Origin of the sequence: Chryseobacterium sp. AG363 (assembly GCF_003610675.1) — a bacterium.
Lineage (GTDB): Bacteria > Bacteroidota > Bacteroidia > Flavobacteriales > Weeksellaceae > Chryseobacterium > Chryseobacterium cucumeris.
Genome location: NZ_RAQF01000002.1, coordinates 2,198,770 through 2,213,847, shown reverse-complemented (window position 1 = coordinate 2,213,847; position 15,078 = coordinate 2,198,770). Strand labels below are relative to the sequence as shown.

Here is a 15,078-nt window from a genome sequence, read left to right as displayed (position 1 = left end):
AAGATTTTTTTGAACAGGTCTTGAAGCATGGTTATTGGGGGATAATCTCGTATTGAAGAGTGGTGGAATATTCTTCCGATTTGGCATTAATCAGTCTTTCATCATTGGCTTTGGTGGAATATCGGATATCGTAATATAAGCTTGAATTTCCGGTGGAGCCTCCAGTCGCAATAAGCTGGGGAGAAGCACTCAGCAGGATAGGATATACATTCCCATTGTTTCCAGAAACGGGGATGAGATTCATTTTTACGGTTCCTAAAGCAATGTAGTTTCCGGCTGGAGAGCTGAACTGCCCCTGAAGAGAACGTAATTTGATCTGGTAATTGGTATTGCTTTTTACAATCAGTCCATTGGAATAGGTGACACTTACTCCGTTGATATAATCCGGCATACTTTTGAATTCCAGTGATCCGTTGACTGCTTTTGCGGAAAATTGAAGCGACATTTCGGGTACATCGGTCGGAGTTCCGCTGAGTGTTCCGATGTGAATCTGGAAATTATGATCAGCCCTGCCGATAATATTGTTGTACTGGTCATACGCTGTAAACTGAACCGGAACATTAAATCGGGTCCAGGAAGGATAGCTTCCCAGATAAGATCCTCCCATAACGGTCAGGCTGTATTTTACCTGCAGGTTATAATAACCGTTGGGCTGTGGGGGCTGATTGTACAACGCTGCATTGGACTGTGGAATTAAAAAGACTTCCTGGTTGGCCTGAAGAAAAGTATTTAATGGCATTCCGATCTGAGGAATGGTGGGCACAGGTCCCGGATAAGCCTGTCCTGAAGTGGAAACCGGTTGAAATGATATTTTGTTAGCAGGCATCGTATAATTTCCGTCCGTAGAAGTGATAGGCTGCTTCAGCTTCATGGATATTTTCCAGTAAGGGATATTAAATGCGCCGTTACCAGCCAGGGTAAAGGTGTATGCATCCGGATTGGTATTTCCGCTGTAGGAATTAATCTGCAGGTAACTGTTCACCCAGGAGTTGTAATTGATCTGTGAGAAGCAGTTCAGGGAAATCAACAGAAAGAAACAGAAGAGTTTTTGACTATTCATAGCTGAAACTTAATTCTCCCAATTCCAGATTGTTGTTGTCTCCATAATCAATCATTACAGAAGCGGTGTACTTTCCTTTTTCAAGGCTTGCCGGAAGAGGGATATTCATCTCTCTTTTGTTTCCGGGCATGGAATAAAAGATAACCGGATCCAGTGATACTTTTTTTCCGGTTTGGGTATTCACAAAGTCAGTGTAAATTTTTCCGTCGCCCCATATATCGCCCTGATTTTCAAAAAAGAGGTTGACTGTATTGGTTGTTTTTCCGTATACCAGATTCTGGATTTCAAGTTTTTTCGTTTTGGCGGCAGGCAGCTTGTGGAATAATTTGATTCCTGAACGGATGCTTACCTTGATGTTGGCGCCTTTATGATCCACATCATCTACCGGATTCATCTGGCTTACATACAAAACAGCCGTATGGGTAGACAGTTGATTGGAAAGTGTATTAGGAACGGTAATAGTAACCTCAATATCTTTTTTTTCTCCGGGAGCCAGCGTGAAGTAATTCTCCTCTTTTTTGACCGAAACCCAACTTGCGCAGGAAGTGGGAAGGGTATTGGCGGGATACGTTACATTCTCACCTTTGCCGTCATATTCCCAGTCTCCTAAACTTACAGCCAGATCCAGAGAATTTTTGGCACTTACATTCGTTACCGTTATTGTCTGGGTATTGCTGTTTCCGTTTCCTGACTCAAAGTACAGTCTTGGCGGTGAAACCGAAACCCCTGTTTGTGCATATCCGTGAAAAGATGATAGGAAAAGAAGACTGAAAAGGAGAAGAGAGAGTCTGCTCATGACGGAGATTAGTTTTTAAGTGTTGATAAAGTGCTGTGGTAGGTACAACACTTTATCATTACAAAATGATGTCTATTATTGAGAAATAATGGTATACGTAAGTTCAGTAGTGTATACTGTAGGATCTTGTCCGGCAATATAATTGTTCAGGTACTTATTATCTCCGGCTCCTTTGTATTCAATGTTAATTTTTTTGTCTACCCCTCCTGTAGAAGAAGTTACCAAAGTAGCTTCGTTAGTTGATAATTGTACATTCTGAGCATATTGAGCACCGTTTACAGCGTCAGAACCTGCGCTTGCTTTAATCTGGATGGTGTTAGCCTGGATGTTTTTACCTCCATACTCTAATACATCGTTACCGCCTCTTACTTTTACCTGGAATCCTCCTGTGCTGTAAATGCTTAAGTGATCTGCGTTTACAGAAGATACACCGTTGGCATAGTCATCTTTAGTGATGTAGTCTAAATTAACGACTTTTTGAGCGTTGTTAACAACAAGCGTCTGGATAGGCTTAAGTCTGACATTCAGCGTTACATTTTGTGCCTGTAATGTTGAGAATCCAAGGATAGCAAAAGATGCTAAGATAAAATTTTTCATAAGGTTAAAGACGTTTTTTTGTATTAATTGTTTTTAAAATTGCGGATGCAAAGGTAAATACAAAGAACATCAGGATCTTTGTGAAAAAATACTTATTATTTGTGAATTTTTACGAAGAAATAGGCGCGCACTGACCAGTACTTTTTATGAATAATTACATAAAAAGTATCATTTAAATGCTGATAAAATCACCATAAAGTAAAAAGAATGCTTTATTAATCTTAAACATTAATTTTACTTAATATATAGGGAATGAATAAATTGCAAGATTGTTATTCAGTGCATAGTTATTTTTTCAGGCCTTGCTTTATTTTTTACTGAGAAATTAGAGTTAATATTAAAAAATTTTCATCGTCACTTCTGTTAACGCTTAAATTTTCCATAGCATTTTCAATCTCATGTTGGATAGGATATTGCTCCTGAACCACTCCTTTAGAATGGTTGATAAGAGGATATTCTTCAAACTTTTCTCTGTTGCTTTCGGAATTACCGATTGTACTGCGATATTCATTATATTTTGCATTCAGCTGAAACCCTGTCGGACTTGAGATGGTTACAGACTGAACCTCCCGGAAGGAAGCTTCGTTTCCATCGTCCGAAAATCCTGAGCCTATAGCAAGCATCTGTACCGGATAAAGCCTTACATTAAGCCTTAAACCGTCTGCTGCCTGGGCAAATGATTTTGTAATAGCAAAATAGAACAAAATGAATATAATGTACTTTGCAAGCATATAACCTGTATTTTTCCCCAAAAGGTTACTTATGTAAATATACAAATTATTTCATTTCTGAGGGATTTTTTCCGGTATGTTTTTTAATAAAATTGGTGAAATTTCCTTCATTGCTGAAACCCAGATCATAAGATATTTCAGAGATGGTGGAATTTGAAAAATTCAGCGCTTTTTTGCATTCAATAATGAGTTTTTCAATGATGATATGCTTGGCTGTTTTGCCCAGTACATACTCTGTCATCTCGGTAAGTTTCCTTGAAGAGATATTAAGTTCTTCCGCATAGTAAGCCACTTTCTTTGCCTTTTTGTAATCTCTTTGCAGCAGAATTTTGAAGCGGTTGACATAGTACATATAGTCAAATTTGATGTCCTTTTTGATTTCTTCGGTGGGAATATGTAAAAGGGCATCCAGCATTAGCCTTTCTATGGCATTGTGGGCAGCAGATATATACAGGCTTTCATCCTTTTTTCTGAAACTTTCCATACGTTCCAGGAATATTACCCTCATCTGTTCTGCATTGAAGAAAGGAGCAATAAATATTTCAGAATTATAATTATAAAAAAGCTGTGAATTGATAAAAAGGCTGTCTTTGGTTGATCTTTCATAAAAACTGGATGAAAAAGCAATGGAATACACATCTGATCTTTTGGTCTCCCCAAAAACGATTTTCTTTTGGGGGCCAACAAAGGCAATATTTCCCCCTTTTAGCGGGTAGGGAACATTGTCTATCGTTAACTGGATATCTTCCAGAATGATATAGATACAAAAATATTCCAGGGTATTGAATTCTCTTTTGTTGTTATTTCTATTGATAAGGTAATCTAAACGATTGATACTGAATCCTATATTCTTTAACTGATCCGTTATTTTGTACATACATTGTTAGTCATTCTGTCCAAGAAGAATTCTTGTAAATTTTTCATATAAATATAAAAAATTTACCAAATATCTGGTTTTAAAGAAAAAAATTAAGTAAGTCTTTGCTTAAAAATACCCGGTGACCTTATGATCATCCGGGCATTGTTATCTTTTTTTTGATTTTAATAAAATGATATACAGTGTTATAGCTGCTTTTGTTTAAAAATCATGAATTTACCTCTGCTGGTACTGATTTCACTTTGCACATCCATCTTCTCAACCTCCAAACCGGCAGATATACAAAAATCACTGACAGAATTCCTGCCAATGTTCCCACCACGACTGCCATTGCTGTGGCGTCCAGTTTATAATCTTTTGAGAAATTATATTGTCCTATGAATAGGAGAGATAAAACTAATAGTCCTGTAATCAGACCGTGTACGATGCTAAGCCTGGTCATGAGTTTTTTAATATTCAGCTGTTCATCTACCGTAAACTCTATCGCCTCCTGGCTGGCGGCATCCGTTACTCTTTTGATGATATCAATGGTGAGAACTACCGGAAGGAAGATGGCCATCGGCAGGGTAAGACGGGCCAGATTTTGGGTTCCTGAGAAAAAATGCGTGTAGCCTAATTCTTTGAAACTGGCATAGGCAATAATGAAATTAAAAAATACATTCGGAAGGACATAGTAAATTGTACGCTTAATGAGAAAGCGTTTGAGGGTGGTTTTCTTTATTGGTTTGGGCTTCGGAGGCTTTATTTTAAATTTCATAGAGAGGTGGTCAAAAGCTCAATGGCTTTATCTTTTATCAGATGAGCTTCCTCTTTGGGAAGAAAATTTTCATTGGACATGAAAGTGAAGTCCATCTGTTGGTTGTATGTACTGGTGACTAACGTATTAGAATTCAGCCATGGGAAAGCCACGGTAGGACTAAAAACTGTTTCCAGATTGAAATTTTTATAATCATTCGGGATATTGATCTTTCCCATATTGGATAAGGTTATATCATGCCCGCCTTCGCTGGACTTCAGCATGTTGATCATCCGTTCCACAACAGGATGCATATGTTCACCCATCCAAAGGAGTTCACGGGCTTCCAGCTTGTTGATTTTCTCAATAAGATCCTTTTTGATCTCTTTGGCATTACTCAGAACATCCTGGCTGCCTTTTTTTAAGGAAAGTTCTACCGTTGGGGCAAAAGCAAACAAATGATCATCTTTAATTTCCGGGATAAAATGACGTACATCTACAGGACTGATTACCTTACCTTTGGCGCGGTCTCCCTGAACATCACGAAACGCCTGCATCACCGAAGAACAAAGTAAAGCATGCACGGAAATTCCGTTGGCTTTACATTTTTCAGTGATCATTTTGGTGTCCTTTGGAGTCATTTTCCAATGAATGGCGTAGTTTTTTCCCTGATTTCTCTTTTTACTTTTCTTCTGTATGGAAAAGAATATTTTAGCAAACAGAAGGTAAAGACCGGCCTTATATTTTTTTATTCCGATGTTAAAATCCGAAGGCAGGAAGTCATCAACAGATTCAAAAGCAACATAAGGAATTAACGGACCATAAGGATTGTCCAGTAAGCTAAGAAGTTCACGTAGTAAAGTGACCCCGGTGGTTCCATCAGATATACAGTGAGGCATAATCCAAAGGATTTCGGAAGTACCCTGTCCTTTTACCCATACTACTTCGGCCAGTGGTTTTTTGGGAGTTTCAAAAAGTTTAAACCATCCTTTTTCAGATTCTTTAAACCAATCTTCGTCTGTTTTACGCTCCACAATACGAAGGGGAATAGGTTCAATATCTCTTTGTCCCATAAAAAAAGGGTAGCGCCCTTTGTTATGATCAATATTGGTTCTCAGAATAGGATGCTTCTGTTGGATTCTTATTAAAGCCGTTTTAAAATTTTCTTCAGGAATTTCTCCCTTGATTCTTGCTGTATAAATACAATTTAAAGGTGTTTCCGGATCTACATACATGATCCTTTCCACCATCATTAAAGGTCTTTTGATCATGATACTGCAGTCTGTTTTATTTGTGATTGAATTGTTCTGATAACTTCATCACGGATGGCTACTACTTCAGTATGAGGTATATAACCTTCGCTTCCCATGATTGAAAAATCCATCCTTCCACGGTAAGTAGAAACCACCAGAGTTGTGGTATTTCCGAGCGGACCAATGACTGACGGACTGAAGATGGTCTCTACTGTAAACTCTTTATACTCATGAGGAATCTGAAGTGGTCCCAGATTAGAAAACATACAGTCGTTGGAAGATTTTCCGTTCTTTAAAAGCCTTGTGAAACTTTTCAGTGCATCATGTCCGGACTCCATCACCATCATGGTGATATAAGGATCCAGTTTTGAGGCTTTTTGTTCTACAGATTTCTGCATGGCACGGAGATTCTCTGTGAAGCTTAGCTTTTCATCCAAGGAAATCACAATCATCAGCCCGAAAGCGAAGATATGATCTGCTTTAATCTGTTTGGCAAAACGTCGGATGTCTACCGGGCAGGAAACTTTATTGAAAGATTTTTTACCTCTTACTTTTTTAAATGAATGTAACAATGCAACACTCAAAAATGTATTGACAGTAACTTCCTGCGATTTGCAATAAGTGATCACTTGCTGACTTGTTTCTTCATCCAGTTTTCCATGGATCAGGTAGTCATTCTGTCTTTCAACAGGTTTTTTGTTTACCGGAAGCCATTTGATGGCAGTAGCAGCCAGTCTTCCGATAAATCTGGCTTTCAGTTTCTGTCTTCTGCTGTTCAGAATAGGGGAAGGAACCACATCCTGAATTCCCATTATGGGATTTTCTATCCCGATATCGGCAGACGGATTGTCCAGAACGATAAGAAATTCTTTTAAAAAGGCCATTGCGGAACCACCATCGCAAAGACAATGGTGGAACGCAAACAGCATGTCAGAAACGTCTTCCCCTTTGATCCAGATAAACCGGATCAGGGGAAATTTTTCGTAATTAAAAATGGTGTTCCATTCTTTCCTGGATTCCTCCTGCCATTGATCTTCACTTTGTCTGGTGATGATTCTTACAGGAATAGAAACAGGTTTTTCAGGAACATTAAACCATGGAATATTTTTTTCATCATGGCTGATCAATGCTCTCAGCCATGGGTGTTTATTTTGGATTCGTGCCAGAGCCTGCTGGATATCTTTTAAAGTAAAGGTACCTCTCAGTCTGAACGGAATAACTGCGTTAAAGGGTTCTGAGCCGTCTCCCAATAACATACGTTCTCCAAATAGCAATCTTCTTTTAATAGGTTGATTCATAGGCTACACTGAAGCTAATATTGAATGTTCGTGTACAAAATTTTCTAATAGTTCTACGGCTTTATCATTTCCTCCGGCAAGCGTGAATGTATTGCGGACTTCCTGAGCAGCGGTTCTGTATTTTGGATTTTCCAATAATTCAAAAACAGTTTCACGAAGGGCATCTACACGAAGTCTTTTGTATCGGATGCTGATTCCGCAGCCTGCCTGCTCAATCAGTTTTGCAATATGGAAGTGGTCATATGCAATGGGAGTGATCAACATCGGTAAACCGTTACGGAAAGTATCGTTTACGGTATTGAAACCACCGTGGCAGATCACCATATCCATTTTCTGCATCACTGCAGATTGAGGGACGAAGCTGTTCACAATAAAGTTGTCCGGCCATTCTTCAAAAATTTCCGGTGGAGTAGCGGCAATTACCGTTACCGGCTGGTCTTTGAATGCAGCAATGATTTTTTCGAAGAAAGCTTTTCTGATATCTACCAACAGGGTTCCCAATGACACAAATATCTTTGGAGTGGTGGATGCATTCAGTTTATCCCAGTCAAACGGAGCATCGTTCGGACGTCCTTTTACCGGGCCTACAAATTTCATATGAGGCGGAACGGTTTCAAATCCGGCGAAAGCCTGAGAGGTAAATACCATATTCAGTTTGTGAGAATGGATATAAATTCCCTCCTCATGAATTCCCACTTCTTTTTGAAGGTCTTTGATCAGTTTTTGTTGCCATTCCCAGATTTTAGGGGCACTTTTTTCCGTGTCTCCCATCACATCCGGAGGAACAGGTGTTGTCGTTACACAAGGAATATGATGTTTATGAGCGAAAAGCGCCCCTCCGAAAGTGATACAGTCGTTCACGATCACATCCGGCATCCAGCTTTCTGTTAGTCTGGTTAATCCCGGCATCATCATTTTAGCGAAAGGAACATAGGTTTCTTCCAGAGCCAGTTTCATTACTTCAGGACCGGAACATGCAGGTCCGTCATCCTGCCTTTTCAAGATACGGGCGATTTCCTCCTGATACGGAACAAGATCTTCTTCAGGGTAGAAATGAGAACCTCCTTCAGGAATATGTTTACTGTCTAAAGGGGTTATCCCGAACCATTTAACTTCATGTCCGCGGGCAATCAGACTTGCTCCCACACTCAGAGTCGGGCTCACATGTCCGAAAAACGGAGGAACTACAAATAAAAATTTAGACGGTTTTTCAGGTTTTGAAGCCTTTGATATCGCTTGTTCCAATAAGTTAGCTGCTGTAGCTGCTCCTCCTGCTTCCACAAAAGAGTGACCTACTTTCTGAGCTGCTTCACGGTAGCTTGGAGTATTTAAAATCTGTTGTACCGCTTCTCTCAGGTGATTGGCTTTAAATCGGTTAAAATTCAGGCGCTCACCCGCTTCTGTACGCACCACACGTCCTGCAACATGCGACTGATCATACGCAATCGGAATCACGACCAAAGGAATACCGTTGGATAATGTTTCAGAAACGGTATTATGACCGCCATGGCAAACTACGCCGTCAAGATGAGGCAGCAGATCCAATTGCGGAACTTGTTGATACACCATAAAGTTATCCGGCCACAGCTCAAAAAGCTCTGGATCAGAAACGACTACAACGGTTAAATCTTCCTCTTTAAAAGCATCGATTACCTTTTGGAAAAATGCCTTTTTATGATCGTGATCGAAGGTAGTTCCGATACTTACAAAGATCTTTTTATTGTCTTTGCTTTTTAATCTCTCCCAGTCGAATTCACATGAAACACGTCTTTCCGTAAGAACCGGACCTGTGAACTGGTATTGAGACGGCAGATCCTCCATTTCCCCAAAGAAATAACCGGAAGTCAAAACCAGAGTCAGAAGGTCAGACGTCGCCAGAGAACGTTCTTCCCGGAAACCGAGTTCTTTCTGCAGATCAATGATTTGATTCACTTCCCATTCGTGTACTTTTGGAAGCTCATTCATAATTTTGATGGCTGCCGGAGCGGTAACAGAAGTGGCATAAGGAATACCAAGAGTTTTGGCTGCAACCGGAGCTGCAAATAACTGATGATCTCCGATAATCAAATCGGGCTGCTCTATTTTTAATAAAGTAACAATACCATTGTAGCAATGTCTGTTCAGCGGGATAAGAACCTCTTCATACAGGAACTTAACGCTGTCTATACCATACACTACTTTTTTGGAGATAATATCGAGATATTGTTCACTTTCTTTTTTTTCTTCGTCGGTCTGATCGTACTGGATCAGTAATAATTTTCCTCCTTCGGGAAGTTTGGCCTCTAAAGTAGGGTCAAGGCTGATCCAGGCTACTTCATGTCCTCTTTCCAGCAGCGTAGCACCGATGCTTAAGGTAGGGTTGACATGTCCTGTCAATGGTGGAACTATAAATGCAAATTTAGCCATGGTTTTGTGTTAGGATTTTAGATAAAAATTGAGCAATCGTTTCAGCGATAAGCTGAGGTTCCTGGATAGGAATATTGTGATCGCCCGGAATTAATTCAAGTTCAGATCCGCTGATTTGAGATTGCAGCCATTCACCTGTAGGTCTGCAATTGGAATCAGCGCCATAAAGCAATAGAGTAGGAGCTGTCAATTTGTTGAAGTCGGTTTCACCCAGGAAATGTTTTTCCTTAATCATATCTGCTTTAATGCTGGTTTGGTTAAACAGAAATTCATACATACGGTGGTTCTTATCCATTTGTCTTTTGCCCATCTGTACTTTGGTGGTATCTGTAAAATTGGCTACATAGTGCTCAAGAAATTCCTTGCTGTATTCATCAATGATGTTACGGGCTTTTTCATCCTGAGGATCCGGCGCTTCCATCACCACTAGCTGATTCACGCGGTCCGGGTATTCTAAAGCTGTTTTTAAAGCAATAAGACCTCCGAAGCTATAGCCGACAAGGTGTATTTTTTCCAGTTGAAGGTGATCTATTAAACCTATTAAATCGGATGACATATTGTCAAGGTCGTACCCATCCAGAAAGCGTTCACTCATACCGTGGCTTTTCAGATCGTACATCACCACATGGAAATGTTTTGCCAGAATTGGGGCAATATTAAAATAATAAATGGACAGGTTACTGAACATACCGTGGATGAGTACCACGGTTTGTTCGGCTCCTTTGTTGAGTTCCTGTATATGAACTTGTCTGTTATTGACAGTGATTATTGGCATTCGTAGATATAATTGATGATCATACTAAGGTCAAGATTAATAAGCTGGTCAAGATCCATAGATGATAACCAACCTGTAAAGTCGATCTGATCGCCAAAATGCGCCTTGATCTTTTCAGAGAAAGAGACAATCTCGATGCTGTCCATCTCAAGATCTCTGGTGAATGAACTTTCAGGAGTAATGTCCATCTCTTCTACAAATTCAGCACCTATCACTTCAGTAATAAAACCTTTTAATAAAGTAAAAAGTTCTTCGTGGTTCATTTTTAATGTTGCGTTTACAGTGTCCATCCGATAATATAATTTTTATGTTTAATAGTTTTGATTTCAATGTTGTTGATCCACAGGTGATCGTCTTTTATCAATTCGACTTCGAAGGCTTTAGGATTTCCTTTCAGTCCTGTTCCCAGAAACTTTCCATAAGCTTCTTTGGCTACCCAGAAACGGGTGGTCCATTCTGCCTGATCTCGGTCTTTTAATAAGGTTAATTCTTTGTCGGTAAATACCATGTCGTAGAATCCTGAACTGCGTTCTTCTATCAGTTCCATATCAATTCCTACAGATTTTCCATATCTCGCGATTCCCACGGCTTCTTTTCCTTTATGAGCCAGAGAAATATGGATGTTATCTGTAAAATCACTGATAAGGTAAGGTTTCCCCACTTCATCGGAACGGATTTCAAACGTAATCGGGAAGCAGGCATGATTTTTTTCTTTGCGAAGAAGATTTCTTACGGCATCTTTCACTGCCACACGGCTTACCATCCAGTTTTTCTTTTTATTAGGTAACAATTGCTGATGATGCTGTTTTTCCGTTTGGTTGAAATATCTTTTCAGGATAAAATCCCATGAAGCAACTCTTGTATAGGCCTGATGGAAGAAGAAAACTTCAGGGGCAATCTCTTCCGAAAGGCGGTTGTGCAGTGGTGACATGGAAACATTCCATAAAGCGGCATCAATTTCCAGTCTTCTGTTCTGCCATCCGGTAATCGCACACCATACTTTACCGTCTCTTTTCAGGATAATGTCTGCAATGGCGAATTCATCATTCAATTCAGTCAGCATGCAGGTACATTCAAAAATACCTTCCTGATCATGCATATCGCCGAAGAATTCAATATCTCTGATTTTTACAGGGAATGCAATACGGTCTTTCACCAACGTAAGCTGAAGCCAAAGTCCGAACAGCTGTCCTGCATTGTCAAGCAATGATCCTTTACCTCCGTTTGCTTTTATCTTCCCGATGATTCCTTTATCTCCTACGGCAGAAACTTCTGTAATTCCCTGATATTGGTCCCCATGGAACATGTGCATGTCGTAGATTTCTTCAGGGGTTCTTTCGATAGGTAAAAGATTACCGATGGAAAGATTGAAGTCAGGTGTTGGAACAGGAGCAGATTTTAAGACTACTTCTGCGTTGGCAAAATTTTCAATATCGAGATAAGCATGATTCGGTGAACGCCATTCTCCTTTTACGGTTTTTTCGAAAGGTTTGGCCACGTTCATCCATTGGAATACACTTACATTCATGATTTTATGAACTAATGTTCCCGGGATCTCTGCTTCTGCAATTTCTGCAAGCTGTTCAAAGATCATCGTCATCGGGATTACCGGTTCCATATCTGCTACATGAGCCCATCCTTTAGGCTGTCTCAATAAGCTGTGATCGATCAGGTAAGGATGACTTTCCAGCGTTACATATAAATCTTTTGTAAAATTTGTACTTCTTACGGGTTGTGGAGCAGCATGAACTACAGGTGCAGGTCTTTGGATGGTGATTTCCGGACGTTTCTGGAATAAAGTCAATACTTCTTCCTGCATACGGATCATATCGGCAACGTTATCCTGAAATGCCTGTACCAGAGGATGTCCGCTTTTTGTAGCAATAGCTGAAGCTGTTGCTGCATATTGTTTTGGCGTGTCAAAAGACTGAGCCAACGCTTTCACCTCTTTAAAATTACGGATGATAGGTGAACCTAATTCCAGCTTAATACCTTTTCCTGAAGCTTTTTTCGAATGATTCTGAATCTCCAGAAAATCAAGAGCAATTGTTTTTCCTTCTACAAATAATGAAGCAACTACTCTTTGTAATTGAGCCAATGCAGAACGGGTAGGAACGCTGGAAGCAATCGTACTGAATGCTTTTCCTTTTAACGTATCATCAATAAATCCAATCAGACCGCCAGTTCCGACCTGAATGAAGACTCTTGCGCCTTCTTCGTATAATTTATCGGTCAGCTCACGAAAACGGACAGGCTGAACCAAATGTTCTGCACTCAGTTTTCTAATCGCTGCCTGATCTGCAGAATAAGGTTCTAAAGTGGTGGCAGACCACAATGGGATTTTCGTCTGCTGGAACTGTGCTTTTTCCATTCCCGCAAGGATCACATCCAATTTATCAGCGATAAAAGGAGAGTGGAATCCAGACTGGAACGGCAATACCTGATGGAAGATCTGTTTTGCTTTTAACAAGGGAACCAACTCATCCAGAGCAGTATTGCTTCCGCAAAGAATCACCTGATTTGGGCAGTTGTCATTGGAAACATAGAGGTTTGAAATTTCTGAAATAAAAGGTTTTATCACCTCAATTCCGGCTCCTATGGCAATGAACTTGGAATCTTTTAGTTCAAAAGTTTCAGGATTCAGTACATCAATTAAGGCTTTTACAGAATTGGCTTCCGCTAATTCCGAAGAGTAACCGGCCAGCCATTCTCCTAAGCTGTGTCCTGCATTCATATCCGGAATAATTCCCAGTTTTTTAAGTGAATTATCAAGGATACTGCAGTTGTTGAAAATGTTTAAGGCATCGGTTAGAAGCCCTTCACCTTCTGTTTCGATAGGTGCTGACAATCCGAAATAACGGCTTACCGTTTCTACCTCACCTTTTGCCAGACCATCTAATCCAGGGAATACAAAGGCTACTTTACCTCCATCTTTTAATAATGGGGTAGAAGTGTACCAGATATCCTGTTTGTTTTTCCAGATGATATTTTTGGAAACAATTTTTATGGCTTTTTCTATTCTGGCAGGAGTTGGATCGAATATCGCAACTCTGAAATCTCCTTCGCCGATAGTTGTTTCATTATTTTGTAATGCAGATAGCAGTTCTTCATGAGTAGGTCTGGCCAAGATCAATACCTGATCTTTTTTAGGCATATCATACCCTTCCAAAACAACGTGTGCATTGATTCCTCCGAATCCGAAAGCATTCACTGCCGCTACTTTTGGCAGTCCTGTTTTTGACCAGTTTCTGGCTTCCTGTACCGGTTCAAACCTTGTATTCTGCATCTCCGAAGTCGGATTTTCGCAATATAGGGTTGGTGGTAAAGTATCGTGATGTAAGGCAAGACAGGTTTTAATTAATCCTGCAATTCCGGCAGCTGGCATGGCATGTCCGATATTGGACTTTACAGATCCGATACCTGCAGCCGGAGCAGCTTCTTCTTTTCCAAAGAATTGAGCCAAGGTCTGAAGTTCTGTTTTATCTCCAAGCGGTGTTCCTGTGCCGTGAGCCTCAAGATATCCCACTTTATTTTTATCTAAATCAGCATTGATCCATGCCTGTTCCAACGCTTTCAACTGACCTTTTACAGATGGGCTCATCACGCTGGTTCCGGTACCATCACTGCTTACGCCAACGCCTTTAATAACCGCATAGATCTTATCCTGATCGCGAACGGCATCTTCCAGTCTTTTTAACACTACGAAACCACAACCTTCTCCGATTAACAGACCATCAGCATCCATACTGAAAGGTTTAATCTGCTGCTGACGTGACATCGCTCCCAGCTGGGCAAAAATACTCCAGAAGGCAGCATTCTGTCCTGTGTGTACACCTCCTGCGATCATGATATCTGAACGGCCTCTCTGAAGTTCCTGCACTGCATGATCTACAGCAATTAAAGCAGAGGCACAAGCGGCATCTACAGTGAATGCAGCACCTCCCAGATTGAAACGGTTGGCGACAAGTGAAGCAACAAGATTGGGAATTAATCCCATCGCAGTATCTGCTGCAAAACGACCTTTACGTTCCTGAAATGCATGCTTTACCTTTTCAATATCGGAAGAAGAAACGTGAGGCAGTAACTCTTGTAACAATGAAGAAATCTGTTCTCCGGTTCTTACAATTTCTATAGCTCGGGTCGCACCTGGGCCTGTGTAGTTTCCTTTACCAATGATGATTCCTGTTTTTTCAAGGGAAATGTTTTTCTGAAATATACCTGCATCTTCCAGTGCTTTCTGTACCAGATCAAGGGTAAGCAGATGATCAGGTTCCGTTCCTTCAACGGCTAATGGCAAAATACCAAATGCGGTAGGATCGAAAGTATAATCAGGGATAAACCCTCCACGCTGACAGTAAAAACGGTCAACGGGACTTGTGGCATCACTGAAATGAACCGGATCTATCCGATCCGCCGGAGCGAGTTCGGTAGAATCAACTTTATTGACAATATTCTGCCAGAAAGTGTTGGCATCCTGAGCCCCGGGAAAGACACAGGATAAACCAATTACAGCAACATCTGTTTTTTTCATACTTTGTTTATACAGTGT

12 protein-coding genes are annotated in these 15,078 nt (G+C 40.4%); all 12 read right to left on the bottom strand.

Translation table 11 applies throughout. The features are described from left to right. Positions 1 to 31 precede the first annotated feature (31 nt). The gene (locus DEU39_RS09985) at positions 32 to 1,060 is read right to left on the bottom strand and encodes a hypothetical protein (protein WP_120231831.1); all 1,029 of its coding nucleotides are present in this window, start codon (positions 1,058 to 1,060) and stop codon (positions 32 to 34) included. Then, entirely contained in the window at positions 1,053 to 1,856 is an 804-nt protein-coding gene (locus DEU39_RS09980; protein WP_120231830.1) for a molecular chaperone, read from the bottom strand. Before DEU39_RS09980 ends, DEU39_RS09985 begins: the two co-directional genes overlap by 8 nt. Positions 1,857 to 1,931: 75 nt before the next feature. Beyond that, entirely contained in the window at positions 1,932 to 2,453 is a 522-nt protein-coding gene (locus DEU39_RS09975) for a hypothetical protein (protein ID WP_114819220.1), read from the bottom strand. Between the two features lie 314 nt (positions 2,454 to 2,767). Beyond that, the gene (locus DEU39_RS09970) at positions 2,768 to 3,184 is read right to left on the bottom strand and encodes a hypothetical protein (RefSeq protein ID WP_147367582.1); all 417 of its coding nucleotides are present in this window, start codon (positions 3,182 to 3,184) and stop codon (positions 2,768 to 2,770) included. Positions 3,185 to 3,230: 46 nt separating this feature from the next. After that, positions 3,231 to 4,061, bottom strand: a complete 831-nt coding sequence (locus tag DEU39_RS09965; protein WP_120231828.1) for a helix-turn-helix domain-containing protein — start codon at positions 4,059 to 4,061, stop codon at positions 3,231 to 3,233. Positions 4,062 to 4,269: 208 nt separating this feature from the next. Further along, positions 4,270 to 4,818, bottom strand: coding sequence for a hypothetical protein (locus tag DEU39_RS09960; RefSeq protein ID WP_120231827.1), 549 nt, complete (start codon positions 4,816 to 4,818; stop codon positions 4,270 to 4,272). Further along, the gene (locus tag DEU39_RS09955) at positions 4,815 to 6,068 is read right to left on the bottom strand and encodes a phthiocerol/phthiodiolone dimycocerosyl transferase family protein (RefSeq protein ID WP_120231826.1); all 1,254 of its coding nucleotides are present in this window, start codon (positions 6,066 to 6,068) and stop codon (positions 4,815 to 4,817) included. Before DEU39_RS09955 ends, DEU39_RS09960 begins: the two co-directional genes overlap by 4 nt. Then, positions 6,065 to 7,348 (bottom strand): condensation domain-containing protein, encoded by a 1,284-nt coding sequence (locus DEU39_RS09950; protein ID WP_120231825.1) that lies wholly within the window; start codon positions 7,346 to 7,348, stop codon positions 6,065 to 6,067. Before DEU39_RS09950 ends, DEU39_RS09955 begins: the two co-directional genes overlap by 4 nt. Before the next feature lie 3 nt (positions 7,349 to 7,351). Then, a complete protein-coding gene (locus tag DEU39_RS09945) occupies positions 7,352 to 9,754 on the bottom strand; it encodes a glycosyltransferase (protein WP_120231824.1) in 2,403 nt (800 codons plus the stop codon). Beyond that, positions 9,747 to 10,529 (bottom strand): alpha/beta fold hydrolase, encoded by a 783-nt coding sequence (locus DEU39_RS09940; protein WP_120231823.1) that lies wholly within the window; start codon positions 10,527 to 10,529, stop codon positions 9,747 to 9,749. The genes DEU39_RS09945 and DEU39_RS09940 overlap by 8 nt, the downstream gene beginning before the upstream one ends. Further along, positions 10,520 to 10,819 carry an acyl carrier protein gene (locus tag DEU39_RS09935; RefSeq protein WP_034696900.1) on the bottom strand — a complete coding sequence of 100 codons (300 nt, stop codon included), beginning with the start codon at positions 10,817 to 10,819 and terminating at the stop codon, positions 10,520 to 10,522. Before DEU39_RS09935 ends, DEU39_RS09940 begins: the two co-directional genes overlap by 10 nt. Continuing rightward, positions 10,807 to 15,060, bottom strand: coding sequence for a type I polyketide synthase (locus tag DEU39_RS09930; protein ID WP_120231822.1), 4,254 nt, complete (start codon positions 15,058 to 15,060; stop codon positions 10,807 to 10,809). Before DEU39_RS09930 ends, DEU39_RS09935 begins: the two co-directional genes overlap by 13 nt. Positions 15,061 to 15,078: the final 18 nt, after the last annotated feature.